This is a genomic window from Zobellella sp. An-6, from assembly GCF_052487945.1.
The window spans coordinates 1,591,360-1,616,157 of record NZ_CP199259.1; the positions used below are offsets into that span (position 1 = coordinate 1,591,360).

Consider the following 24,798-nt stretch of genomic DNA (forward strand, 5'->3'; position numbering starts at 1 on the left):
TGCTCCTTTTATTGTTGGAATAGCGAGATATAGAAAGACAGAGCGTCCGGCCCCAGCGGCAGGTCCAGCAGCATCCACAGGCCGAGCTGGGCTATCCACAGCAGCAGGAACACAACGGCATAGGGCAGCGCCAGGGAGAAGAGGGTGCCCACGTGGGCGTCTTTGTTGTACTTGGTAATAAAGGACAACATGATCGGCAGATAGGGGAACAAGGGCGAAATGGGGTTTGTGGCCGAGTCGCCAATGCGGTAGGCCATTTGCACCACGGCGGGCGAAATGTCCAGAAAGGCGAACATAGGGATCAGTACCGGCGCCAGCAGCGACCACTTGGCCGAGGCGCTGCCCAAAAACAGGTTGAGAAAGGCCACCAGCAGGATCAGCGCCACCAGCAGCGGAAAGGCGCTCAGCCCGCTCTGCTTGAGGATGCCGGCGCCCTGAATGGCCAGCACGGCGCCCAAGTTGGTCCAGTTGAACATGTAGATGAACTGGGCGATCACCAGGGTCAGCACAATAAAGGGCACCACCACCTTGGTGGCCTGGTTAAGCTTGGCGGGAATGTCGGCTTCCGAGCGCAGGGTGCCGACGGTAAAGCCGTACACCAGGCCAATGACGATAAAGTAGAAGAAAATCAGTGCCACCAGCCCGGCCATAAAAGGCGAGGGCACCAGGCCACCAGTGTCGGGGTGGCGCAGTGGCGAGCTGTCGGGGAGCACCAGGGCGGTCACCAGGCCCCAGAACAGCAGGCTGGCATACAGCACCCGGCGCAGGCCCTTGTGCTCTTGCGCAGTGAGCTGCTCCAGGCTTTCCTGCTCGGTGGTAGGCTGGTAGCGCCCCAGACGCGGCTCTATCAGACGGTCGGTGATCAGGCCGCCGGCCAGGGTGAGGATGAACACACTGACGATCAGGAAATACCAGTTAGACACCGGTGAAACCTGCAGCTGGGCCGACACGCTTTGCAGGGCTTCGTTGGTGATGCCGGCCAGCAATACGTCGTTGCCGCCGATCAGCAAGTTCGCCGAAAAACCGCCGGCGGCGCCGGTAAAGGCACTGATAAAGCCGGCCAGCGGGTGGCGGCCGGCGGCCAGAAACATCAGGGCCGCCAGCGGGGGCACTATGATAAAGGCGGCGTCGGAGGCCATGTTGCCCATAATACCGGTAAAGGCCATGGCATAGCCCAGGCTGGCCCGGGGCACCCGGCTGATCATCAGGCGCAGGGCCGCGAAAATACAGCCCACCTGCTCGGCAAAGCCGATGCCAATGGCCATGACAATCACCACCCCAAAGGGCGCAAAGCCGGTGATGTTGGTGATGAAGCTGGTTAAAAACCACACCAAGCCTTCTCCCGAGAGCAGGCTGCGAACCCGGATCTCCTGGCCGCTTAGCGGGTGCACGCTGGTCACGTCCAGCCAGGAGAGCAGCGCCGACAGACCCAGGGTCAGCAGCACCAGGTAGAAAAAGAGGGTAAAGGGGTGGGGTAACTTGCTGCCTGCCAGTTCCACCCAGTTGAGGGTACGGGCCAGCCGGCCCTGGGACATTACTGCTTGCATGGAATGACTCCTGTCTCCAGATAAAGCGACCTTCCGGGTTGGTGTCGGTCTGGAGTGGGTTATGCCACAACAGGGGCCAAAAATGGATTCGACTTGCTTATGGGTTCATAAGCACAACAGGCCGGGGGCCGGATTACAGCAGCATGATGGCGTTTTCCCGCAGGGCAGCGGCGCGGAGCAGGTGCTCCCGGAATACTTGGCTGAACACCTGCACCCGGTGATCGTCGCGGGCCACATGGGCGCCCAGCAGCAGCCCCAGGGTGCGGTATTCCCTGGGTTCGGCCACCGGCACAAACACAATGTCGCCCAGCGGCTGGCAATAGGCAAAGGTGGACGACAGCAGGGCGGCGCCCATGCCGGCCCTGAGCATGCCGAGCATGGTGGAGGGCTGGGCCACGGTAATGCCTGGCTGGTAGTGGATGCCGAGCTGGGTAAAGGTGTGTTCTGCGTGCAGGCGTAGGTTGTTGTCGGGCGGCACGCCGATGTTGGCCGCCTGGGCCGCCTGCTCCCAGCTGATGCTGGCCTGGCAGGCGAGGGGATGGTCGCGGTGGCAGTACAGCCCGATAAAGTCCCGGTAGAGGGGAATAAAGTGGTAGCTGGCATCGAAGGGCGCCGTGCTCACGGCAATGTCGAACTCTCCCTTCGACAGCACCATGCTCAAGGGCAGGCTGCCGATTTCTTCCAGCTCCAGGGGCAGGTCGGGCAACTGGCGCAGTAGGTCGGGCAGGCTTTCGGTCACCAGAGGGGCAGTGGTGTACAGGGTGGCAATGCGAAACGGCGGTCGTTTGCCCTGAGCCTGCAGATCGTTTTCGGCCCGCAGCCGCTCCAGGCGATTGACGATGATCCTGGCTTCCCGGTACAGGGCTTCGCCGGCCGGGGTCAGGATGAGCTGACGCTTTTCCCGCAGCAGTAGTTGGCTGTTGAGTTGTTCTTCCAGCCGCTTGACGATTTGGCTCAGGGCCGACTGGGACAGGTGCACGGCTTCGGCGGCGGCGGTCATGCTGCCGATTTCCACCAGATGAATAAAGGCCTTGAGTTGGCGATAGCTGACGTCCATGGCTGGGTTTCCGGCATTGAGTGGGACAGATGGCCTCAAGCATAACGCCAACTCATTTTGGCATCACCTCCGGGCCTGGCGCAGGCATTCCAGCAGATCCAGGGTGGTGGGGTCGGGATGCTCCTCGTCGCGCCAGCACATGCCCACATAGCCTTCGCCGCTGTCGAGGCGGATGTCGAGCGGCACCACCAGGCCGCGGCCGGTGAAGTGGCGGGCCACCCGCTCCGAGCTGACCGACAGCATGTCGCTGTGCTGCAGCAGCCAGAGGTTGCCCACCTGGGAGGAGGACTCCACCCGGTAGGGCGGCGGCTTGCGTCCGGCCAGGGTCAGGGCCATGTCCAGCTTGCTGCGGATGGGGGTGCCCTGGGGCCAGACTATCCAGTCGTATTGATAGAGGTCGTCCCAGCCCAGCCCCGCCCGCCCGGCCAGGGGATGGTCCGGGCGGGCCACGATGCGCAGCGGCTCCTCGTAGAGCATTTCGCTCTTCAGGCTGGCGCGGGGCTGGTAGTTGTCGAGCCTGCCCACCACCACGTCCAGCTTGCCCAGCTCCAGCTTGTCCAGCAGCGAGTTCATGGTGCTTTCCTGTATTTCCACCCGCGCCCTGGGGTGCCGGGCGATAAAGGCCATGATCGCCGCCGGCACGAAGCTGGGCGCCGAGGCCGGCGAAGTGCCCACCGCCACGGTGCGGGCGCTGCCCTCCTGCAGGGCTTCCAGGTTGTGCTGGGCCCGGGCCATCTCGGTCACCATGCGCCGGGCATGGCTCACCAGCAACTGGCCCATGGCGGTGGGCCTGAGGCCGCGGGCATGGCGCTCGAACAGCGGCGCGCCGATGTCTTCCTCCAGCTCCTTCAGCCACTTCGACAACCCCGGCTGGGTGCTGTGCATGAGGCGGGCGGTATCGCTCAGGCTGCCGGTGTCGGCCAGGTTGATCAGCAGGTGCAGGTGCCTGAGGCGCAGGCGGCGGGTCCAGTCCATTGAGCTATACCATAAAGTGTATGACGGTATCTCAAAATATCATTATTCGATATGGGTTTCACGGACAATACTGTTGCTCAGAAGTTACGAGGCCGTGAGCGAGACATTGGAATAATGCTATCGCCGGGCAGTACCAGGGCGCCGACGCAGGGCCGCTCAATCAGTCAGGAGAGTGTCACGTGAGTTATGTCGTAGAACCCCAAGCCGTCACCAGCATCCCCGTCGTCGGCGGCGAGCAGCAGTTTCCGGTGCGCCGCGTCTATTGCGTCGGCCGCAACTACGCCGCCCATGCCCGGGAGATGGGTTTCGACCCGGATCGGGAGCCGCCCTTCTTCTTCTGCAAGCCCGCCGACGCCGTGGTGCCGGTGGTGGAAGGCGACACCCTGGCGCTGCCCTACCCGAGTGAAACCGGCAACTACCATTATGAAATCGAGCTGGTGGTGGCCATCGGCAAGGGCGGCAGCAACATCCCCCTGGAACAGGCCAACGACCATGTGTGGGGCTACGCCGTGGGCCTGGACATGACCCGCCGGGATCTGCAGATGAAGATGCGCGAGATGGGCCGCCCCTGGGAAATCGGCAAAGCCTTCGATACCTCGGCGCCGGTGGGCCCGCTCCATCCGGCCAGCCAAATCGGCCACCCCGGCCAGGCCGCCATCTGGCTGCAGGTGGACGGCGAAGATCGCCAGCGCAGCGACATCGACAAGCTGATCTGGTCGGTGCCCGAGACCATCAGCTACCTGTCCCGCTTCTTCGAGCTGCAGCCGGGTGATCTGATCATGACCGGCACCCCGGAAGGGGTGGGCGCGGTGCACCGGGGCGAGCTGATGGTCGGCGGCGTCGAGGGCCTGGGCGAACTGCACGTGCGTGTGGTGTAAGGGAGAGAAGACCATGCAGCTTTACAGTTTTTTCAACAGCTCCACCTCCTACCGGGTGCGCATCGCCCTGGCCCTGAAGGGCCTGGACTACGACTACAAAGGCATAAACATCCGGGTGGGCGAGCAACGGGCCGACGACTACCGGGCGCTGAATCCCTCCCAGGGGGTGCCGCTGCTGGTGGAGGACGACGGCACCGCCCTGAGCCAGTCGATGGCGATCATCGACTATCTGGACGAGACTCATCCTGAGCCCAGACTGTTGCCCGCCGAACCCCGGGCCCGGGCCCGGGTGCTGGAGCTGGCCAATGCCATCGCCTGCGACATGCACCCGGTCAACAACCTGCGCATCCTCGGCTACCTGAAGAACCGCCTCGAGGTGAGCGAGGAGCAGAAGAACGACTGGTACCGCCACTGGATAGCCGAGGGCTTCGGCGCGGTGGAAGCCCTGCTCGAACGTTATGGCCATGGCCCCTACTGCTTTGGCGAGGCGCCCACCCTGGCCGACTGCTGCCTGGTGCCCCAGGTGGCCAACGCCGAGCGCATGGGCTGCGACCTGAGCGCCTATCCCAGGCTGATGGCGGTGTACCAGCACTGCCAGCGGCAGCCGGCCTTCCAGCAGGCCGCCCCCTCCCGCCAGCCGGACTTTACCGCCTGAGCCGGGCGACAGACAGATTGAAAGGAGAACAGTGATGGACAAGCAACAGACAGAGCAAAACGTCATCGTGGTCGGCGGCGGCATCGGCGGCCTGGCCGCGGCGCTGGCCCTGGTGCGCCGGGGCTTTAGGGTACAGGTGCTGGAGCAGGCGCCGGAAATCGGTGAAATCGGCGCCGGCATCCAGCTCGGGCCCAACGCCTTCCACGCCTTCGACGCCCTCGGCGTGGGCGACAAGGCGCGCGGCCGCTCGGTGTTCACCGACTTTATGGTGATGCACGACGCCATCGACGAATACCAGGTAGGCAAGATCGAAACCGGCGAGGCCTTCCGCCAGCGCTTCGGCAACCCCTATGCGGTGATCCACCGGGTGGACGTGCACCTGTCGCTGCTCGAAGGCGCCCAGGAAACCGGCCGGGTGGAATTCAAGACCGACACCCAGATCCAGCGGGTGGAGCAGGATGAAAACGGCGTGGCCGTCTACGACCAGCGCGGCAACGTCTACCGGGGCGTGGCCCTGATCGGCGCCGACGGCGTCAAGTCGGTGGTGCGCCAGACCTATGTCAATGATCCGGCCCGGGTCACCGGCCATGTGGTGTACCGCGCCGTGGTCGACAAGGAAGACTTCCCCGAAGAGCTGCGCTGGAACGCCGCCAGCCTGTGGGCCGGCCCCAACTGCCACCTGGTGCATTATCCGCTGCGCGGCGGCGAGCAGTACAACGTGGTGGTGACCTTCCACAGCCGCCAGCAGGAAGAGTGGGGCGTGACCGAAGGCAGCAAGGAAGAGGTGCAGAGCTACTTTCAGGGCATCTGCCCCAGGGCGCGCCAGCTGATCGACCTGCCCAAGAGCTGGAAGCGCTGGGCCACCGCCGACCGGGAGCCCATCGAACAGTGGACCTACGGCCGGGCGACCCTGCTGGGCGACGCCGCCCACCCCACCACCCAGTATATGGCCCAGGGCGCCTGCATGGCGATAGAGGATGCCGTGACCCTGGGCGAGGCGCTGCGGGTACACGACAACGACTGGGACAAGGCTCTGGATCTGTACCAGCGCTCCCGGGTCGCCCGCACCGCCCGCATCGTGCTGTCCAGCCGGGAGATGGGCCGCATCTACCATGCCAAGGGCGTGGAGCGGCTGGTGCGCAACGAGTTGTGGAAAGGCCGCAGCCAGGAGCGCTTCTACGACGCCATCGAATGGCTGTACGGCTGGAACGTGACCAACTGCCTGAAAGACGACCACCGCTAATCGTATCGCGCGCCGGCCCGGCCGGCGCCGCAAGGAGACAGAGAAGATGCATCAACTCGGAACCCTGGAAGACCTGCCCGAAAGCTACCGCCATGAGCTGACCGAACAGAACCTGGTGCCGCTGTGGCCCAACATGCGCGCCGTGCTGCCGCCCAAGGTGCCCAGCCGCAAGACCCGCACCCTGCGCTGGGACTACGAGGTAGTGCGCCCGCTGCTGCTGCAGGCCGGCGAGCTGACCCCGATGGAAAAGGCCGAGCGCCGGGTGCTGGTGCTGGCCAACCCGGGCCACGGCCTCAACAACATGCAGGCCACCCCCAGCATCTACATGGGGCTGCAACTGATCCTGCCCGGTGAAACCGCGCCCAATCACCGCCACACCCCCAACGCGGTGCGCATCATCATCGAGGGCGAGGGTGCCTACACCACCGTCAACGGCGAGCCCTGCCGCATGGAGCGGGGTGACCTGATCCTCACCCCCTCCGGCAAGTGGCACGAGCACCAGCACGAAGGCGACGGCCCCATCGTCTGGCTGGATATCCTCGACCTGCCGCTGATCTACCAGCTCGAAGGCTCCTGGGCGACGGAAGGCCAGCCGCAGCAGAAGACCCTGAGCCGGGACAAGTCGTTCGCCGACTACAGCGCCGCCGGCGTGGTGCCCAACCTCAATTTCCGGCGCGCCGCCGCCGACGCGCCCATGCTGCGCTACCCCTGGGGCAAGACCCGTTCCTGCCTGGTGGAAATGGCCGAGCACTACCGGGACGGCCTGCTGCAGGTGAGCTACGTCAACCCGGAAACCGGCGCCAGCCTGTTCCCCAGCATCGGTTTCGGCGCCCTGATGCTGCGCCCGGGCGAGACCGTCACCCTGCCCAAACGCACCACCGCCTGCGTGTTCCACGCGGTGGAAGGATGCGGCCAGCTGAGCGTGGACGGCGGCGAGCCCCTGGCCTGGAACGACAAGGACACCCTGTCCGCCCCGGGTTACAGCGACATCACCCTGAGCAACGGCTCGGCCGACCAGCCGGCCTTTATGATCACCGCCGACGAAGCCCCGCTGCATCGTTACCTCGGCATCTATTAATGAAAGGCGACCCTATGACCCAGCAACTGTTATTCCCCGCTAAAGAGCAGACCTTCGCCGCCGTGGCCGGCACCGAGGCGCTGTTCCCGGTGCACCGCATCTTCTGCGTGGGCCGCAACTACCACGCCCACGCCGCCGAGATGGGGGTGAGCGTGGACAAGAGCAGCCAGGAGCCCTTTTACTTCACCAAGCACCCGAGCAGCCTGATCCCCTCGGGCAGCGAAATCGCCTATCCGCCGCAAACCGCCAATTACCATTATGAAATGGAGTTCGTGGTGGCCATCGGCAAGGCCGGCTTCGAGGTGAGCGAGGCCGAGGCCAACGAACTGGTGTTCGGCTACGCCGCCGGCCTCGACATGACCCGCCGGGATCTGCAGCTGAAGGCGCGGGAGACCGGCCGGCCCTGGGATCTGGGCAAGGACTTCGAGGAGTCCGCGGTGCTCGGCCCCATAGTGCCCAAGGCGCAGACCGGCATCGTCGACAGCGGCGAGATCAGCCTGAGCGTGAACGGCGAGGTCAAGCAGCACTCGGATCTGACCAAACTTATCTGGAACGTGCCGGAGATCATCGCCCACCTGTCCCGCTTCTATCACCTGCAGCCGGGGGATCTGATCTACACCGGTACCCCCGACGGGGTGGGCCCGGTGGTGGCCGGCGACCGGATCTCCGGCGCGGTGGCCGGAGTGGGCGGCGTGGAACTGCGCATCGCCAAATAACGACGGGGCCGGGTCATGGACCCGGCCGGACCCGTTGTGGATGAAAACGGATGTCAGGCCAGCATGGCCGCAATGGTGGGGGATTCCCCCATGGTGTACGGATTACAGGGAGCTCGACTCGTCATGGTAACTTTGAAAAAACTCTTCGCGGTGACCGCCATCGCCTCGGCACTGACCTTCAGCGTTTCCGCCGGCGCGGAGCGGCTGCGGCTGGGACACGTGACCCCGCCCAGCCACATCTGGCATCAGGTGGCCGAGCGTTTCAACGACAACCTGAAGGAAGCCTCGGGCGGCAAGCATTCCATCATGATCTTCCCGTTGTCCAAGCTGGGCGGCGACGACCAGATGATCGACCTGCTGCAGTCCGGCGGCATGCAGCTGGCGGTGCTGACCGCGGGCAGCCTGTCGAACCGCGCCGAGGACATGAACGCCTGGTTCCTGCCCTATATCTTCGACGACGTGACCGACGCCGCCGAGGCCAGCAAGCACCCCGCCGCCCGGGAGATGCTCGACAACCTGAAGCAGCACAAGCTGGTCGGCCTGGGCTATACCTTTGCCGGCATGCGCCACGTGATCTCCTCCAACCCCATTGCCTCGGCGGACGACTTCAAAAACAAGAAGATCCGCTCCTTCCCCAACAAGCTGTTCAACGACTGGTGGAACAACCTGGGCGCGGCGCCCACCGCCCTGGCCATCAGCGACGTGTCCTCGGCGTTGACCACCAACCTGCTCGACGCGGTGGACGTGGATCTGGACATAGTGGTGGGCCTCAAGATGTACCAGCAGGCGCCCTACCTGACCCTGACCAACCACATGGCCTTCCCCGGCGTGGTGGTGGCCTCCGAAAAATGGTGGAGCGGGCTGTCCGGGGAAGACCGGGAGCTGGTGCTGAACGCCTTCAAGGAGGCCGAGGAATGGGGCTTCCGGAAACAGGCGGAGGCCGAAATTTCCAACCTGGCATTGCTTGAAAAGGAAGGGGTGACCATCAACACCTTCGATGAGGCCCAGTTGCAGGAGGCCGCCGCCGCCGTGGTGGAAAGCTATACCTCGGCCAGCGCCGGCATCGATGCCTTCTATCAGCAACAGCGTCAGCAGTGACATCAGTCGAGCAGGGCCCGGGCCCTGCTACCGAGGTTATTATGTTCAAGATCATCAGAAAGCTGGATGAACTGCTGGGTAAGGTGGAATACGGACTGTTGATTGTATTGACGGTGCTGCTGACCCTTATCCTGGCAACCCAGGTCGTGCTCAGGTATTTCTTCAGCAGCCCGCTGTTCTGGGCGGAAGAAGTCTCGGTGCAGATACTTATCTCCGCCACCTTTATCGGCGTCAGCTATTTGCTGTTTTCCAACAAACTGGTCCGGGTGGATTTTATTCTGGAAAACCTGAAGGCATCCAGCCGGATCTGGCTGGAAAAACTGCTGCAGCTGGTGTCGCTGCTGACCTTGCTGGTGCTGTGCTATTACGCCACCGACTGGATACTGCGCCCGGAAATCAAGGCGGACGTGTCACCCACCACCCAGTTGCCCAGGTGGTACAACTATGCGGTGCTGGTGGTGTCCTTCTACTGCATGGCCTGGCATCAATTCGTCAAACTCATCGGCCCGGCCAGTTCGGTTCACAGCGAGGCGGCATTATGATTACCTCCATTACCTTTTTCGTCACCCTGCTGATCGGGCTGCCCATCTTCATCACCCTGCTGCTCGGTACCCTGGTGTTCCTGTGGCAAACCGATCTCAGCGTGCTGATGAGCTCGCTGCCGATCCAGCTTTACGGCTCCCTCAACCAGAACGGCCTGCTGGCCATTCCGTTGTTCATGCTGGTGGGTGAACTGATGAACAAGGGCGGGCTCACCTCCCGGCTGATGAACGCCGCCGACGTGTTCGTGGGCGGCTTCAAGGGCGGCCTGGCCTACGTGAACCTGCTGACCAACGCCATGGCCGCCTCCATCCTCGGCTCGGCCACCGCCCAGATCGCGGTGATGAGCCGGCTGATGGTGCCGACCATGGTGGAAAAAGGCTACAAGAAGGAGTTCTCCGCCGCCGTGACCATGGCCGGCGGCCTGCTGGGGCCCATCATCCCGCCCTCGATGCTGATGATCATCTACGGGGTGGTGGCCTACCAGCCGATCTCCGCCCTGTTCATCGCCGGCATAGTACCCGGTCTCTTGATCATCGCCGGCTTCGCCCTGGTGATCTTCCTCACCGGCCTGTTCGCCGGCCTGCCAGCCGGCGAGCATCTCAAGCACAAGAACATGCGCCGGGAGCTGCTGAGCGGCCTGTTGCCCGGCACCATTCCGCTGGTGGTGATCGTCTGCATCATCTCCGGGGTGATGACCCCCACCGAGGCCGGCGCCATCGCCTCCATCCTGGCCTTTATCATCGGTGCCGTGGTGTACAAGAGCATCAGCCTGAAGGAGCTGCCGGCCATTTTCGCCTCGGTGGCGCTCAATACCGCCACCATCACCGGGCTGATTGCCACCGCCTCGGTGTTCGGCTGGGCGCTGTCGTTCGAGGCGGTGCCGGACATGCTGGTGGAATGGATCAGCGGCATCACCACCTCGCCGCTGCTGTTCCTGATGCTGGTGTACCTGCTGGTGATCCTGCTCGGCATGTTCCTCGAGAGCATCAGCGTGATGATCGTCATAGTGCCGATCATCCTGCCGGCGGCCATTTCCTTCGGCATCGATCCCATCCATTTCGGGGTGATCATCAGCCTGGCCACCCTGATCGGCCTGGTCACGCCGCCGGTGGGGCCGGGGCTCTATATCGCCATGACCTCGGCCAACCTGCCGATGGGCGCCCTGTTCAAGGCGATGCTCCCCTTCCTGGCCTCCATGCTGATCTGCATGCTGATCATCGCGGTGTTCCCGGCCATTTCCCTGTGGCTGCCGAGCCTGATGTAGTTCGAACAACAATAAAAAGTGGTTAAGACACCGATTTGCCCTTTCACCCCAGGTGAAAGGGCTTTTTTTTTTGGAGCGCAGGCGGCCCGCATGGTTTTTTTGGAGCGCGGGCGGCCCGCCCGCATGGGGGATACGCCTGTGGTTAAGCATGGCTTGCCAAGCCGCAGGTTCCCGCTGCGCGGGAAGGCAGGCGAGCCGCCTGCGCTCCGGGGGTTGGCGCTCGCCGTTAAGGCCGCAGAGAGGCGCTGTTTGGAGCGCGGGCGGCACCTACTGCCCGGCGATCACCTTCATGGCGCCGGTCAGCCTGGTGAGCTCGTCGGGCGTTATGATATAGGGCGGCATGATGTAGAGCAGCTTGCCGAAGGGGCGGATCCACACGCCCAGCTCCACCAGTTGCTTCTGCACCTCGGCGACCGCAAGCGGCGCTTTCATCTCGATCACGCCGATGCCGCCCAGCACCCGCACATCCGCCACCCGGGGCAGCTCCCGCGCCGGTGCCAGTTCGCGCTTGAGCTGGGCCTCGATGGCCTGGATGCGCTCTTGCCAGGGGGAGGCGAGCAGCAGCTCCAGGCTTGCCAGGGCCACGGCGCAGGCCAGGGGATTGGCCATAAAGGTGGGGCCGTGCATCAGCACCCCGGCCGGCCCGTTGCAGATGGTGTCGGCCACCGCTTGCGTGGTGATGGTGGCGGCCATGGTCATGTAGCCGCCGGTGAGCGCCTTGCCGATGCACATGATGTCCGGCGTGATGCCGGCCCACTCGCAGGCGAACAGCCTGCCGGTGCGGCCGAAGCCGGTGGCGATTTCATCGGCGATCAGCAGCACCTCGTAACGGTCGCACAGGGCGCGCGCGCCTTTCAGATAATCCGGATGATAGAAGCGCATGCCGCCGGCGCCCTGCACCACGGGCTCCAGGATAAGCGCCGCCAGTTCCCAGTGGTGTTCGGCCAGCACCGCTTCCAGCGCCTGCAGATCGGCCGGGTCCAGCTCGCCATCGAAGGGGCTCTGGGGCGTGGGCACGAAAAGATGCTCCGGCAAAAAGCCCTTGTACAGGCTGTGCATGCCGCCGTTGGGGTCGCACACGCTCATGGCGCCGAAGGTGTCGCCGTGGTAGCCGCGGCTGAGCGCGGCGAAGCGGGTTTTTGGCGTGCCCCGGCCGTGCCAGTACTGGATGGCCATTTTCAGCGCCACCTCCACCGACACCGAGCCCGAGTCCGCCAGGAAGAAGCGATCCAGCCCCGCCGGCAGCACCTGGCCCAGGGCCCGGCACAGTTGGATGGCGGGGTCGTGGGTGAGGCCGCCGAACATCACGTGGGACATTTTCTCCAGCTGCCCGGTGGCGGCGGCGTTCAGCTCCGGCACGTTGTAGCCGTGCAGGCAGGCCCACCAGGACGACATGCCGTCGACAAGCCGGCGGCCGTCCGCCAGCTCCAGGTAAACGCCGCTGGCGCGCTCGACCTGGTAGCAGGGCAGGGGACGGGTGAGGGAGGTGTAGGGGTGCCAGAGGTGGTGCAGATCGAATTCTTGATTGGTCATAAAATAATCAAATGTAAACTCTCGATGTTGCCGGTGGTTGACAGGCTAGCATCCGTCCTTACACTAGCCAAGCAAAACACCTCTTGAATTTAAGGATATAGGTGACCATGAGCCGCCAGAACTGGACCCGCGAGCAGGTGCTCGCGCTGTTTGAACGCCCCTTCTTCGATCTGCTGTTCGAAGCCCAGCAGGTGCACAGAGCCAACTTCGACCCCAACGAGGTACAGGTGAGCACCCTGCTCTCCATCAAGACCGGCGCCTGCCCGGAAGACTGCAAATACTGCCCCCAGAGCGCCCGTTACCACACCGGACTGGAAACCGAGCGGCTGATGGAAGTGGAAAAGGTGCTGGAGCGGGCGCGGGAGGCCAAGGCCAACGGCTCCAGCCGCTTCTGCATGGGCGCCGCCTGGCGCAACCCCAAGGAGCGGGACATGCCCTACCTGCTGAAGATGGTGCAGGAGGTGAAGTCGCTGGGGATGGAAACCTGCATGACCTTAGGCATGCTGGATGCCTCCCAGGCCGACCGCCTGGCCGAGGCGGGGCTGGATTACTACAACCACAACCTGGACACCAGCCCGGAGTTTTACGGCGACATCATCACCACCCGCACCTACGCCGACCGGCTCAACACCCTGGAGAACGTGCGCGGCGCCGGCATGAAGGTGTGCTCCGGCGGCATCGTCGGCCTGGGTGAAAGCCCGGAAGACCGCGCGGGCCTGCTGCTGGCCCTGGCCAACCTGCCGCGCCAGCCCGAGAGCGTGCCCATCAACATGCTGGTGAAGGTGAAGGGCACCCCGCTCGAAAACCAGGAAGACCTGGACGATTTCGACTTTATCCGCACCATCGCCGTGGCCCGCATCCTGATGCCCAAAAGCCACGTGCGCCTGTCCGCCGGGCGGGAGAAGATGAACGATCAGATGCAGGCCCTGTGCTTTATGGCCGGTGCCAACTCCATCTTCTACGGCTGCAAGCTGCTCACCACCCCCAACCCGGACGAAAACAGCGACATGCAGCTGTTCAGGCGCCTGGGGCTGCGCCCCAGCGGCGTGAGCCAGAAGCCGGACGAGATGACCGAAATCGAACTGCACGAGCAACTGGCCGCCCAGAACGCGCCCAAGCCGCTGTATTACGAAGCGTAAACCACGGCTGGAAGCCATAAGCCGGAAGCTTGAAAGCAGCCAGAGCCGCACTCAGCAATGCGTTCACCGCAGCGCCGCTCGTTGCTTACAGACTAAAAGCCGTCACCGCGCACAACGCCGAACGGCTTCCAGCTTAACGCTTCCGGCTTACAGCTTGAGGTAAACTTATGCCCTTTCACTTAAGCTTGGCCGGCCGCGAAGCGGCGGGGCTGAAACGCAGCCTGCCCCTTATCGACAAGGTGGCAGGCCGGCTGCTGTGGTCCGCCGGCCAGAGCTACCTCAACTTTGCCGGCAACGACTACCTGGGGCTCAGCCAGGCGCCCGAGCTGCGCCTGGCCGCCGACCGGGCGGCGCGGGAATTCGGCGCGGGCGCCGTGGCCTCGCCGCTGGTGGTGGGGCACCAGGCCGTGCACCGGGCGCTGGAGGCGGAGCTGTGCGACTGGCTGGGGCTGGAGGCGGTGCTGCTGTTCAGCTCCGGTTTTTCCGCCAACCAGGCGGTGATCAAAGCCCTGCTCGGCAAGGAGCACCTGCTGTGGCAGGACCGGCTCAACCACGCCTCCCTGCAGGAGGCGGGCCTGCTCAGCCCGGCGCGCCTGCTGCGCTTTGCCCACAACGACATGGCCGCGCTCGAGGCCCGGCTCAAGCCCAACGCCGGCCTGATCGTGTCCGAAGGGGTGTTCAGCATGGACGGCGATCTGGGCGACTGGCCGGGGCTTTCGCGCCTGGCCGGGCAGAGCGGCAACTGGCTGATGATAGACGATGCCCACGGCCTGGGCGTGCTCGGCCGGGAGGGCAGGGGCACCCTGGACGAGCTGGGCGTGGCGCCGGAGCAGGTGCAGATCTTCATGGGCACCTTCGGCAAGGCGCTGGGGGTGGGCGGGGCCTTCGTCGGCGGCAGCCGCGAACTGGTGGACTACCTGCTCAATTTTGGCCGCGGCTATGTGTACAGCACCCACCTGCCGCCGCCCCAGGCCGCCGCCGTGCTGGCCGCCGTCCGCCTGGCGCGCCGGGCCGACGACCGGCGCGCACACCTGAACCAGCTGGTGCGGCAGTTCCGCGCCGGGGTAGCGGAACTGCCGTTCGAACTGCTGCCGTCCTCCACCGCCATCCAGCCCCTGGTGATCGGCGACGAGGCTCGCACCCTGGCCCTGGCGGCACGGCTGAAGGCGCGCGGCCTCTGGGTGGGCGCCATCCGCCCGCCCACGGTGCCGGCGGGCGGCGCCCGGCTGCGCATCACCCTGAGCGCCGCCCATACCCAGGAGGACATCCGGACCCTGCTCAAGATCCTGGCCGAGGGCGCCGAGGGAGAACGCCCATGATGGAGCCTATCGACAAGCAAAAAGTGGCCGACGCCTTCGGCCGGGCCGCCCACAGCTACGAGCGGCACAACGGCCTGCAGCGCCGGAGCGGCGAGGCGCTGCTCGAACGGCTGCCGGCCCGCGCCGGGGTCGGCCTGGATCTGGGCTGCGGCAGCGGCTGGTTCCTGCCCGCCCTCAGGCGCCGGGCCGGGCGGCTGCTGGCGCTGGACCTGTCGCCGGCCATGCTGCAACAGGCGGCGGCCAAGGCCGAGGTGGAGCCCATCTGCGCCGACATGGACCGGCCGCCGCTGCCCGAGCACAGCCTGGACTTTATCTTCGCCAACCTCTGCCTGCAGTGGAGCGCCGACCCGGCCGCCTGGCTCGCCCAGTGGAGCGCGCGGCTCAGACCCGGCGGGGTGATGGTGTTTTCCACCCTGCTGGCGGGCAGCCTGCACGAGCTGGAGACCGCCTGGCAACAGGTGGACAATCATGCCCATATCAACCGCTTTATCGAGCAGGAGCAGCTGGCGGCCCACCTGGCCGCCACCGGCCGGCGCTGGCGGCTGGAGCGGGCCGATATCCGCCTGGCCTACCCCGAGCTGAGGGGACTGCTGCTGGATCTCAAGGGCATCGGCGCCAACCGGGTCAACGGCGACCGCCGCCCCGGCCTGCTCGGCAAAGATGCCTGGCAGCGACTCAATCTGACCTATCCTAAGAACAATCAGGGCCACTGTGTGGCCAGCTACCGACTGGCGTATGGAGTGATTTATGGCTAAGGCGTTTTTTGTGACCGGCACCGACACCGAAGTGGGCAAAACCTTTATCACCCGCGCCCTGATGCGCGCCGCCAGGGAGGCCGGCAAAAAGGTGCTGGGCTACAAGCCGGTGGCCTCCGGCTGCGACTGGGTGGACGGCGAGCTGAAAAACAGCGACGCCCTGGGGCTGCAGGCCGAGTCCAGCATCCCGCTGCCCTACGCCATGCACAACCCCTATGCCTTCGCCCCGGCCATCGCCCCCCATATCGCCGCGCGGGAGGCCAATGAAGTTATCGCTATTCCCCGCATCGGCGAGGGCCTGGCCCGGCTGAAGGAAACCGCCGCCGACTGGATTTTTGTGGAAGGGGCGGGGGGCTGGCGCCTGCCCCTGGACGAACGGCACCTGCTCTCGGACTGGGTGAAGAAGGAACACCTGCCGGTGATCCTGGTGGTGGGCGCGCGGCTGGGCTGCATCAACCACGCCCTGCTTACCCTGGAAGCCATCCGTCACGACGGCCTGGTGGTGGCCGGCTGGGTGCTGAACCGGGTGGATCCGCAGATGAGCCACTATCAGGACAACGCCGATACCCTTAAACGATTGATTGCCGCACCCTTGTTGGGTGAAATACCCTGGCTGGCGGAAGGCGGGCCCGAGGCGGCGGACAGCTTTGTCGAGCTGTCGCCGTTGCTCAAATAGGGTGTAATATGCCGAAATAATTCGCCGGCTTCGTCTTGAAATTTGCGTAACCGGACATATTATGTCTGCAGACTCTCTGAAGTAAGGAAACCCCTATGAAACGCGTTCTGCTGTTTATTGCCACCAACCTGGCCGTGGTACTGGTACTGGGCGTGGTGCTGAACATCGTGTTTTCGATGCTGGGCATTGATCGCAGCAGCGTCGGCGGCCTGCTGGTGTTCTGTGCCGTGTTCGGCTTTGGCGGTTCGACCATCTCGCTGCTTATTTCCAAGTGGATGGCCAAGCGTGCCTACAACGTACAGGTGATCGACCAGCCGCGCAACGAAATGGAGCACTGGCTGATGACCACGGTGGCCCGCCAGGCCCAGCAGGCCGGCATCGGCATGCCCGAGGTGGGGATTTACGACTCGCCGGACATGAACGCCTTCGCCACCGGCCCCAGCCGCAACAACGCCCTGGTGGCGGTGAGCTCCGGCCTGATGTACAGCATGAGCCGGGACGAGGCCGAGGCGGTGCTGGCCCACGAGGTGAGCCACGTGGCCAACGGCGACATGGTGACCCTCACCCTGATCCAGGGCGTGGTGAATACCTTCGTGATGTTCTTCGCCCGCATCGTGGCCAACATCATCAGCAGCTTCTTGAGCCGTGGCGACGAAGAAGGCGGCGGCCTGGGCGGCCTGGCCTACTTCGGCGTGGTGATGGTGCTGGAGCTGGTGTTCGGCATCCTGGCCTCCATCATCGTGATGTGGTTCAGCCGCCAGCGCGAATACCGCGCCGACGAAGGCGGTGCCCGCCTGGCCGGCAAAGAGAAGATGATCGCCGCCCTCGAGCGCCTGCGCCGCGGCCCGGAAGTAGAACTGGAAGGCTCGCTCGCCGCCTTCGGCATCAACGGCAAGCGCCACAGCGAGCTGTTTATGAGTCACCCGCCGCTGGAAAAACGCATCCAGAGCCTGCGCGAATTGCGTTAATCCCCTTTGTAGTTTGGTCTCTGTTTCACCCCGGCCTGGCCGGGGTTTTTTTATTGTGAAAAAGTTTCGCCGCCACAACCGCCTGACGAACAGGTGCTTTGCTGTAGAATACGCAGGCTTTTCTGCTCCGCCTGGAGCCCGACAATAAAAATTGATGCCACACGGGATTGAAAAATGAACCCTTACTCGATGTTCGGCCAAGTTTTTGGCGCCATATGGTTTTTATTTCCGCTATTCATTGTGCTGCTGATAATCAGAACCCCTTGGTTCAAGGGCGTTTTTGGCGAATGGCAAGTCAACCTGCTGTTCCGGCTTTTCCTGCCCAAGGACAGATACCACTTGCTCAAGGATGTGACCCTGCCCACCGAGGACGGCACTACCCAGATAGATCACATCCTGGTCTCCCGCTATGGGGTTTTTGTGATCGAAACCAAGAACATGAAAGGATGGATTTTCGGCTCCGCCGGGCAAAGGCAATGGACCCAGAAGCTCTATAAAAAATCCTTCAAGTTCCAGAACCCGCTCCATCAAAACTACAAGCACCTGAAAACCCTGGAGTCGGTATTGGAGCTCAAGCCCGACATTCTGTTTTCGGTGATTATCTTTATCGGTGACAGCCACTTTAAAACCCCGATGCCGGAAAACGTAACCTATGCCGGGGGCGGTATCCGTTTCATCAAGTCAAAAACCGAAGAGCTGCTCAGTGAAAAACAGGTGCGGGACATCGTGTTCTTTATCGAGCAAAAGCGTTTTCAGCGCGGTTTCAACACCAACCGCCGGCATGTGGCCCATGTGAAGGAATTGGTCGAGCGCAAGACCGGGGCAAGAGCCTGCCCCAAATGTGGATCCGGCATGGAGCTGAGAGAGGGCAAAACAGGAAAATATGCCGGCCGCCGATTCTGGGGCTGCTCTTCCTATCCCAGCTGCCGGGCGGTGGACAGGATAGATTGAGGTAACCCTCTTATTAGGGTGGGCGGAGCGACCCGCGTGGGGCGCGACACTGCCGAGACATGGAGCCTCGGAATACACTGAAAGAGCCGCGATGACCCAATCTCAATCGATTGCTTCAATGAGGCCGAGGCATGGAGCCTCGGAATACGAGGGCATTTACCCGGATGTTGTCCGAGTGTGTGGGGCTTCAATGAGGCCGAGGTATGGAGCCTCGGAATACGAGGTTAAAGAAAGCTATGATGATGCGTTATATCAAGCTTCAATGAGGCCGAGGCATGGAGCCTCGGAAGACCACTCTCGCAATCGTGCGAGTTCGGTATCCAGCGCGGCTTCAATGAGGCCGAGGCATGGAGCCTCGGAAGACATTTTGGAGCCCACCATGGACCGCAAAGAATCCCTGGCTTCAATGAGGCCGAGGCATGGAGCCTCGGAAGACGGATATGCTCCACCCCGGCCAGGCCGGCGCAGACGAAGCTTCAATGAGGCCGAGGCATGGAGCCTCGGAAGACCAAAATGTGAATCAGGCGTTTAGCGCTTAACTACTTGCTTCAATGAGGCCGAGGCATGGAGCCTCGGAAGACAAGACGATAAAGGCGCTGTGTGAGTGCGACCCGGTGGCTTCAATGAGGCCGAGGCATGGAGCCTCGGAAGACTGCTCAGGCCTTGCGATAGGGCTGGATCAACTGCCGGCTTCAATGAGGCCGAGGCATGGAGCCTCGGAAGACTTGCTCACCCATCGCACTGAGGAGCTCAACATGCCCCGCGCTTCAATGAGGCCGAGGCATGGAGCCTCGGAAGACGCGCCAGGTGATGATCCAGGCGGTGCTGGAGATGGCCAGCTTCAATGAGGCCGAGGCATGGAGCCTCGGAAGACAATTGCCGGCATCGCGCTGATCGCCGTGGCCTGGTGGCTTCAATGAGGCCGAGGCATGGAGCCTCGGAAGACCCCCAGGCTTCAGCCCGTAGGTCTGGCAGAACTGCGCGCTTCAATGAGGCCGAGGCATGGAGCCTCGGAAGACGGTCAAAGGTTCGCCCGGCGACCTCCAGCACAATATCGCTTCAATGAGGCCGAGGCATGGAGCCTCGGAAGACATCACACAACTGGCAACGGTTGCGCATGAGGGGTTATCGCTTCAATGAGGCCGAGGCATGGAGCCTCGGAAGACGGCGAGCAGTACCTGATGGCCATCGAGAACCACGGGCTTCAATGAGGCCGAGGCATGGAGCCTCGGAAGACAATTGCGGGACTAAATAGTGACCAGTCCTACCTAATGCTTCAATGAGGCCGAGGCATGGAGCCTCGGAAGACTTCTCCGGGATGGCGATCCACCCGGCGCCGACCAGCTGCTTCAATGAGGCCGAGGCATGGAGCCTCGGAAGACGTCGATATTCAAGGCCTGAGCAGCCGCACCAGCACGCTTCAATGAGGCCGAGGCATGGAGCCTCGGAAGACAAAGGACGGCCGCCGTGTCTGGCGCTGGGTCAAGGTGCTTCAATGAGGCCGAGGCATGGAGCCTCGGAAGACACTCAAGGCCACCGGCATCAGCCGTGACGACTTCATTGCTTCAATGAGGCCGAGGCATGGAGCCTCGGAAGACGGGTTAGAGGGCCGACCGTAGCCGTGCGAGGAGCTGTGCTTCAATGAGGCCGAGGCATGGAGCCTCGGAAGACAACTAGAGATTGAGTAACCCAAACGCCCGCTATGTCGCTTCAATGAGGCCGAGGCATGGAGCCTCGGAAGACTGGTTCCACTACCCGTCGGCCCCCAAGCTGAAACTTTTGCTTCAATGAGGCCGAGGCATGGAGCCTCGGAAGACGACCATACCGCCGAGGAAGTGGCCCAGTTCCTGGAGTGGCTTCAATGAGGCCGAGGCATGGAGCCTCGGAAGACAGGGGAGTGGGTCATTCAGGGTGATGATTCCGGGATGCTTCAATGAGGCCGAGGCATGGAGCCTCGGAAGACACCAAAGCGGTTTGCCTCCCCGAATATGAAATCCCCGGCTTCAATGAGGCCGAGGCATGGAGCCTCGGAAGACGTGCTACCGGGGACCAACCCAGCAGCTTTGAGGACCAGCTTCAATGAGGCCGAGGCATGGAGCCTCGGAAGACCTCCATGTAGGCTTCCCAGCCCTCTTTTTGCTTGCGCAGCTTCAATGAGGCCGAGGCATGGAGCCTCGGAAGACAACGACGAGCGTATTGCCCGCATCGAGGCCGCCGGGCTTCAATGAGGCCGAGGCATGGAGCCTCGGAAGACCATCGTTTTGATGACCACGGCTCTGGGGTCTCGTCAGGCTTCAATGAGGCCGAGGCATGGAGCCTCGGAAGACAACAGAATCTATCCCAGCTATGGTAAGAATTATTGCTGCTTCAATGAGGCCGAGGCATGGAGCCTCGGAAGACCATATTCCGGCAGCATCTCTGCCAGCAGGTCCAGTGGCTTCAATGAGGCCGAGGCATGGAGCCTCGGAAGACCAACTTAATGGTCAGCGTGGTGTCGTTGGTGAACTCGCTTCAATGAGGCCGAGGCATGGAGCCTCGGAAGACGAGCTGACCACGTACGTGAACGAGCGCGGTATCACTCGCTTCAATGAGGCCGAGGCATGGAGCCTCGGAAGACATAGCGAAACCGGCCGTCGACCACGTTGGTGTTGTTGCTTCAATGAGGCCGAGGCATGGAGCCTCGGAAGACTTGGGAAGGGCGCATTAATATAGCGTTTTATACGTGCTTCAATGAGGCCGAGGCATGGAGCCTCGGAAGACAAGATATGTCTGGCCGAAGTACGGGCGCAGGCGATTGCTTCAATGAGGCCGAGGCATGGAGCCTCGGAAGACTATGCTAACAGCGTTGGAGAGCGTTTCCCGCACAGAGCTTCAATGAGGCCGAGGCATGGAGCCTCGGAAGACGTGTGCAAAGTCAGACTGCATCGCCAAAGGATCTGGTGCTTCAATGAGGCCGAGGCATGGAGCCTCGGAAGACCGGAAACTCCGCCTTCAGCCAGCCCGGCAGGTTGTCGCTTCAATGAGGCCGAGGCATGGAGCCTCGGAAGACCGGCGGAGCAAGCCGGGTTCGGCTATGCCAGATGGGTGCTTCAATGAGGCCGAGGCATGGAGCCTCGGAAGACGCTCCAGCTGCCGGCCCAGCAGGTCGATTTCCTTGCTTCAATGAGGCCGAGGCATGGAGCCTCGGAAGACGGGCCAACCGAGCCGCCGGAGGGAGAGACTACGCATGCTTCAATGAGGCCGAGGCATGGAGCCTCGGAAGACGGCATATCGCCACCGATACGCTCGAGGGTGAACACCTGCTTCAATGAGGCCGAGGCATGGAGCCTCGGAAGACCAGGGATGAGTGCTCGGGCGACGATGAACGGGCCTTGCTTCAATGAGGCCGAGGCATGGAGCCTCGGAAGACTTTGTGCCTGTCTTCTGCTTGTTGCGGCTCGATCTGGCTTCAATGAGGCCGAGGCATGGAGCCTCGGAAGACGTGTACTCGGTGTCGTCACCGTCCAGGAAGCACCGGCTTCAATGAGGCCGAGGCATGGAGCCTCGGAAGACTCGCCAACTTCCTGGACGGCTCCGTCGACCAGCAGGGGCTTCAATGAGGCCGAGGCATGGAGCCTCGGAAGACTGCCGAGGTAGTCAGCCAAAAACGCTTAGCCCCCTAGCTTCAATGAGGCCGAGGCATGGAGCCTCGGAAGACACTGGAACAACGGCGCCGGCGCGGGGGTGTTTGCGCTGCTTCAATGAGGCCGAGGCATGGAGCCTCGGAAGACGCCAGCTGGTGCACCGGCATCACTCTCACCGTCCAGGCTTCAATGAGGCCGAGGCATGGAGCCTCGGAAGACAAGGTCTACCTCACCACGGTGGGCACCGACAACGCGCTTCAATGAGGCCGAGGCATGGAGCCTCGGAAGACGGGATACTCCGCCGAGCAGAGAAGCGGGGGCGGTCATGCTTCAATGAGGCCGAGGCATGGAGCCTCGGAAGACGAACCGGATACCTAATTCGTACCGACTTGCATTCTGTGCTTCAATGAGGCCGAGGCATGGAGCCTCGGAAGACTACTCTATGTAGTTTGCGTGTTTATCGATTAAGTTTGCTTCAATGAGGCCGAGGCATGGAGCCTCGGAAGACTGCCGGCAGGCAGCTCGGAGTTGTCGCGCAGCGGATGCTTCAATGAGGCCGAGGCATGGAGCCTCGGAAGACTGCTCGCTCTATCAGCCATGATACATAGGGTCAGCAAGGCGTTGTTGCGAGCAAAGCGGGCATCTTGCATCAACTTCGGTTGCAAGCACTTGCATAATAACAAAACAAAGACCATTAACAATCTGATTTTTAAAGAACTTTAACCTTGCGAGCGGTTCTCGCTATCCGCGTCGCACTCAACCTCTCGCATCAACTCGGCAGCTAGATAATGATGGGCTCTCTGACCAGAGGTTCAAATGTCTTGCCTAGGCTTACAACCTCGGTCGGTTGCCCATCCACCGGTCCCAGCTTGAAGACAAGCACATGATCCTCATGGCGCTTGATTTCCATCTCCAGCTCGTTCACCAGGCGCCGGTGCCTCAAATCCGTCAAACGACACTGGAATACCGATAATTGCACCCATTCGCCGTAGCCTTCCAGCAGCCGGAATACACGACGCAGGCGCCTGGAGTCACTGATGTCGTAGGTAATCAAAAACAGGTGTTCTCGGCTCATGGCTCAGCCTCCGCCTTATCTGGTGGTAAAACCGGAATAATGCTCAAGCTCACCCGAGAGATATCGTCCCAGCAACCTGGCCTCCAGCTCCAAAAGACGTCGGTAACTGAGCCGGTAGCCAAAATAAGGGTGGGTCACCTGCTGGCCAAGTCGTCTTTCCAGCGTGGCCATAAAGGCTTTGCGGCCGGCCTCGGTCAGGCCACAGCTGTCTCCTCTGGTGACAAATTGCTCCTGATGTATCTCTCCGTTGTTGATGGCGGTGATCACGGCAGAGTCTGCCAGCAAGGGACGAAAGGGTTCCATCATGTCCAGTGCCAACGCCGGCCTGGCCGGTCGTGGCTGATGATAAAAGCCCACATAGGGGTCGAAACCTACTCCTTGCAGGGTCGCCGCCCAGGTGCGGGTCAGTACGCTGTAGGCAAACGACAGCAGCGCGTTGACCGGATCCCGGGGAGGGCGACGGCTGCGTTGCTCAAAATCGAATCCTATCGCATCGCCCGCTACCAGCATTCTGGAAAAGGCACCAAAATAGTCACTGGCAGCCTGCCCTTCAATGCCCAGCAACGTGGCCGCGCTTTGTGCCCGGGCGGCCTGACCGGCATAGAATTTCAGCCGCTTGAGCAGTGGCTCGGCATCCTCGTTGTTGTTGTGCCAGTTTCTCCTCAGCAGGGTGCGACAATTGAGGATCTTGGCCCGAACCAGGCTGCGGGCAATTGCTAAAGAGCGTTCAACATCAAAGGCAGCCTGAAACTGGTTGATGCGCATATGCACATTTTTCTGTCCCATGCCCTGGGCATGGCCGTAATACCAGCCGCCCTGGGTATGCCAGGTGACAGGGATCTCCCGTTTCATCAGGGTCTGCAGGGTGGGGGTGGTCAAATGGACATTGCCAAACAGCGCCAAGTGGCTGATTTCACCGAGACGGGCGTTGTACTTCTGCTCCCCGGCCTCGATCTCCAGCACCTCTCCTTTTTTGCGTATGGTGCCAAAGGGTGCCTGAACATACAGCGGCAACTTGTCATCCTCCCGCACGGCAATGGGGCGGGGGGATTCTTCCGCCTTACGAAACCAGTTGATCTCATCCGGCAGGCAGATGGAAACCAGTGAGCAACGCGGGCACTTGGGGCTGTCTTCCAACGGCGGCGGACAGGGTGCATCACGCAACTTGCGTAACCCCTCGGCTGCCAACAGGGTCATCTCTATCAGATCCTGATCGAAGGGAACATGCACGCGCTCCCTGGATCCGGCGTAATACAGGATGCCTTCGTCGCATTGATATCCTTGCCTGCGCAACAGCAGCCCCTGGGCACACAACTGCACCCGTTCGGGATCGTAGGCGCCGGTAGCCACATGAGGCCGCTTGCCCTTTTTGTAATCAACAGGTGAGACCTTGTCGCCTTCTCCTTCCACCAGATCCAGCTTGGCGATAATGCCCAGCCCCGGATCGCTCAAGGTCACCGAGCGAGCATGGATGACCACTTCATCGTCTGCCTCCGTCGGCTCCGGAAGTTTTCCTCCCGGCTTGTCCACCCGCCGGTGAACGTGCCGTCCTTCCTCGGTATCCAGGTTATCCCGCCACTCTCCCTGCACCCATTCCAGGTGGGCCAGACGCGGGCAGTAGACATACTCGTTAATCATCCGGGCGGGGATGAGTTCGATGTTGGCTGTGGTCATTGCCTGTCCTCCTTGGTCTTGCCTATTTCGC

At 62.6% G+C, this 24,798-nt stretch carries 20 protein-coding genes and 1 CRISPR repeat array; of the genes, 14 read left to right on the forward strand and 6 right to left on the reverse strand.

Translation table 11 applies throughout. The features are described from left to right. Positions 1-8 precede the first annotated feature (8 nt). The 3 genes from ACT7DK_RS07410 to ACT7DK_RS07420 all read right to left on the reverse strand — a co-directional run bounded on the left by ACT7DK_RS07410 (position 9) and on the right by ACT7DK_RS07420 (position 3,579). The gene (locus ACT7DK_RS07410; protein ID WP_445397805.1) at positions 9-1,547 is read right to left on the reverse strand and encodes an AbgT family transporter; all 1,539 of its coding nucleotides are present in this window, start codon (positions 1,545-1,547) and stop codon (positions 9-11) included. Between the two features lie 133 nt (positions 1,548-1,680). After that, complete coding sequence (locus ACT7DK_RS07415) at positions 1,681-2,604, reverse strand: LysR family transcriptional regulator (RefSeq protein ID WP_094039806.1); 924 nt, start codon at positions 2,602-2,604, stop codon at positions 1,681-1,683. Positions 2,605-2,667: 63 nt separating this feature from the next. Beyond that, positions 2,668-3,579, reverse strand: a complete 912-nt coding sequence (locus tag ACT7DK_RS07420) for a LysR substrate-binding domain-containing protein (RefSeq protein ID WP_445397807.1) — start codon at positions 3,577-3,579, stop codon at positions 2,668-2,670. Between the two features lie 179 nt (positions 3,580-3,758). Here ACT7DK_RS07420 and ACT7DK_RS07425 point away from each other — a divergent pair, with 179 nt between their 5' ends. The 8 genes from ACT7DK_RS07425 (at position 3,759) to ACT7DK_RS07460 (ending at position 11,054) form a co-directional block, all read left to right on the forward strand. Continuing rightward, positions 3,759-4,457 (forward strand): fumarylacetoacetate hydrolase family protein, encoded by a 699-nt coding sequence (locus ACT7DK_RS07425; protein ID WP_445397809.1) that lies wholly within the window; start codon positions 3,759-3,761, stop codon positions 4,455-4,457. A gap of 13 nt (positions 4,458-4,470) precedes the next feature. Beyond that, positions 4,471-5,112, forward strand: coding sequence for a maleylacetoacetate isomerase (gene maiA, locus ACT7DK_RS07430; protein ID WP_445397811.1), 642 nt, complete (start codon positions 4,471-4,473; stop codon positions 5,110-5,112). Positions 5,113-5,146: 34 nt separating this feature from the next. Next, positions 5,147-6,355 carry a 3-hydroxybenzoate 6-monooxygenase gene (locus ACT7DK_RS07435; protein WP_445397813.1) on the forward strand — a complete coding sequence of 403 codons (1,209 nt, stop codon included), beginning with the start codon at positions 5,147-5,149 and terminating at the stop codon, positions 6,353-6,355. A 46-nt stretch (positions 6,356-6,401) separates the two neighbouring features. Beyond that, positions 6,402-7,433, forward strand: a complete 1,032-nt coding sequence (locus ACT7DK_RS07440; protein WP_445397815.1) for a cupin domain-containing protein — start codon at positions 6,402-6,404, stop codon at positions 7,431-7,433. A 14-nt stretch (positions 7,434-7,447) separates the two neighbouring features. Further along, positions 7,448-8,149 (forward strand): fumarylacetoacetate hydrolase family protein, encoded by a 702-nt coding sequence (locus tag ACT7DK_RS07445; RefSeq protein ID WP_445397817.1) that lies wholly within the window; start codon positions 7,448-7,450, stop codon positions 8,147-8,149. A gap of 123 nt (positions 8,150-8,272) precedes the next feature. Further along, positions 8,273-9,247: a TRAP transporter substrate-binding protein gene (locus ACT7DK_RS07450; protein ID WP_445397819.1), complete on the forward strand. Its 975-nt coding sequence runs from the start codon at positions 8,273-8,275 to the stop codon at positions 9,245-9,247. A gap of 41 nt (positions 9,248-9,288) precedes the next feature. Further along, complete coding sequence (locus ACT7DK_RS07455) at positions 9,289-9,789, forward strand: TRAP transporter small permease (RefSeq protein ID WP_445397821.1); 501 nt, start codon at positions 9,289-9,291, stop codon at positions 9,787-9,789. Next, positions 9,786-11,054, forward strand: a complete 1,269-nt coding sequence (locus tag ACT7DK_RS07460; protein WP_445397823.1) for a TRAP transporter large permease — start codon at positions 9,786-9,788, stop codon at positions 11,052-11,054. The genes ACT7DK_RS07455 and ACT7DK_RS07460 overlap by 4 nt, the downstream gene beginning before the upstream one ends. Before the next feature lie 267 nt (positions 11,055-11,321). Here ACT7DK_RS07460 and bioA read toward each other — a convergent pair whose 3' ends face one another. Then, positions 11,322-12,587 (reverse strand): adenosylmethionine--8-amino-7-oxononanoate transaminase, encoded by a 1,266-nt coding sequence (gene bioA, locus ACT7DK_RS07465; protein WP_445397825.1) that lies wholly within the window; start codon positions 12,585-12,587, stop codon positions 11,322-11,324. Between the two features lie 107 nt (positions 12,588-12,694). Here bioA and bioB point away from each other — a divergent pair, with 107 nt between their 5' ends. The 6 genes from bioB to ACT7DK_RS07495 all read left to right on the forward strand — a co-directional run bounded on the left by bioB (position 12,695) and on the right by ACT7DK_RS07495 (position 18,395). Beyond that, entirely contained in the window at positions 12,695-13,726 is a 1,032-nt protein-coding gene (gene bioB, locus ACT7DK_RS07470; protein WP_445397827.1) for a biotin synthase BioB, read from the forward strand. Positions 13,727-13,893: 167 nt separating this feature from the next. Then, positions 13,894-15,045 carry an 8-amino-7-oxononanoate synthase gene (bioF, locus tag ACT7DK_RS07475; protein ID WP_445397829.1) on the forward strand — a complete coding sequence of 384 codons (1,152 nt, stop codon included), beginning with the start codon at positions 13,894-13,896 and terminating at the stop codon, positions 15,043-15,045. Further along, the gene (bioC, locus tag ACT7DK_RS07480) at positions 15,042-15,800 is read left to right on the forward strand and encodes a malonyl-ACP O-methyltransferase BioC (protein WP_445397831.1); all 759 of its coding nucleotides are present in this window, start codon (positions 15,042-15,044) and stop codon (positions 15,798-15,800) included. The genes bioF and bioC overlap by 4 nt, the downstream gene beginning before the upstream one ends. Then, positions 15,793-16,476 carry a dethiobiotin synthase gene (bioD, locus tag ACT7DK_RS07485; RefSeq protein WP_445397833.1) on the forward strand — a complete coding sequence of 228 codons (684 nt, stop codon included), beginning with the start codon at positions 15,793-15,795 and terminating at the stop codon, positions 16,474-16,476. Before bioC ends, bioD begins: the two co-directional genes overlap by 8 nt. A 95-nt stretch (positions 16,477-16,571) precedes the next feature. Beyond that, positions 16,572-17,444, forward strand: a complete 873-nt coding sequence (gene htpX, locus ACT7DK_RS07490) for a protease HtpX (protein ID WP_106729510.1) — start codon at positions 16,572-16,574, stop codon at positions 17,442-17,444. Between the two features lie 240 nt (positions 17,445-17,684). Further along, a complete protein-coding gene (locus ACT7DK_RS07495) occupies positions 17,685-18,395 on the forward strand; it encodes an NERD domain-containing protein (protein WP_445397836.1) in 711 nt (236 codons plus the stop codon). Between the two features lie 112 nt (positions 18,396-18,507). Next, positions 18,508-22,598: a CRISPR direct-repeat array (repeat unit 36 nt; unit sequence GCTTCAATGAGGCCGAGGCATGGAGCCTCGGAAGAC). A 201-nt stretch (positions 22,599-22,799) separates the two neighbouring features. On the opposite strand, the gene cas2 is transcribed toward ACT7DK_RS07495, so the two are convergent. Next, positions 22,800-23,093 (reverse strand): CRISPR-associated endonuclease Cas2, encoded by a 294-nt coding sequence (gene cas2 / locus ACT7DK_RS07500; RefSeq protein ID WP_445397838.1) that lies wholly within the window; start codon positions 23,091-23,093, stop codon positions 22,800-22,802. Positions 23,094-23,108: 15 nt separating this feature from the next. Further along, a complete protein-coding gene (cas4g/cas1g, locus tag ACT7DK_RS07505; RefSeq protein ID WP_445397840.1) occupies positions 23,109-24,767 on the reverse strand; it encodes a CRISPR-associated endonuclease Cas4g/Cas1g in 1,659 nt (552 codons plus the stop codon). Between the last annotated feature and the right edge of the window lie 31 nt (positions 24,768-24,798).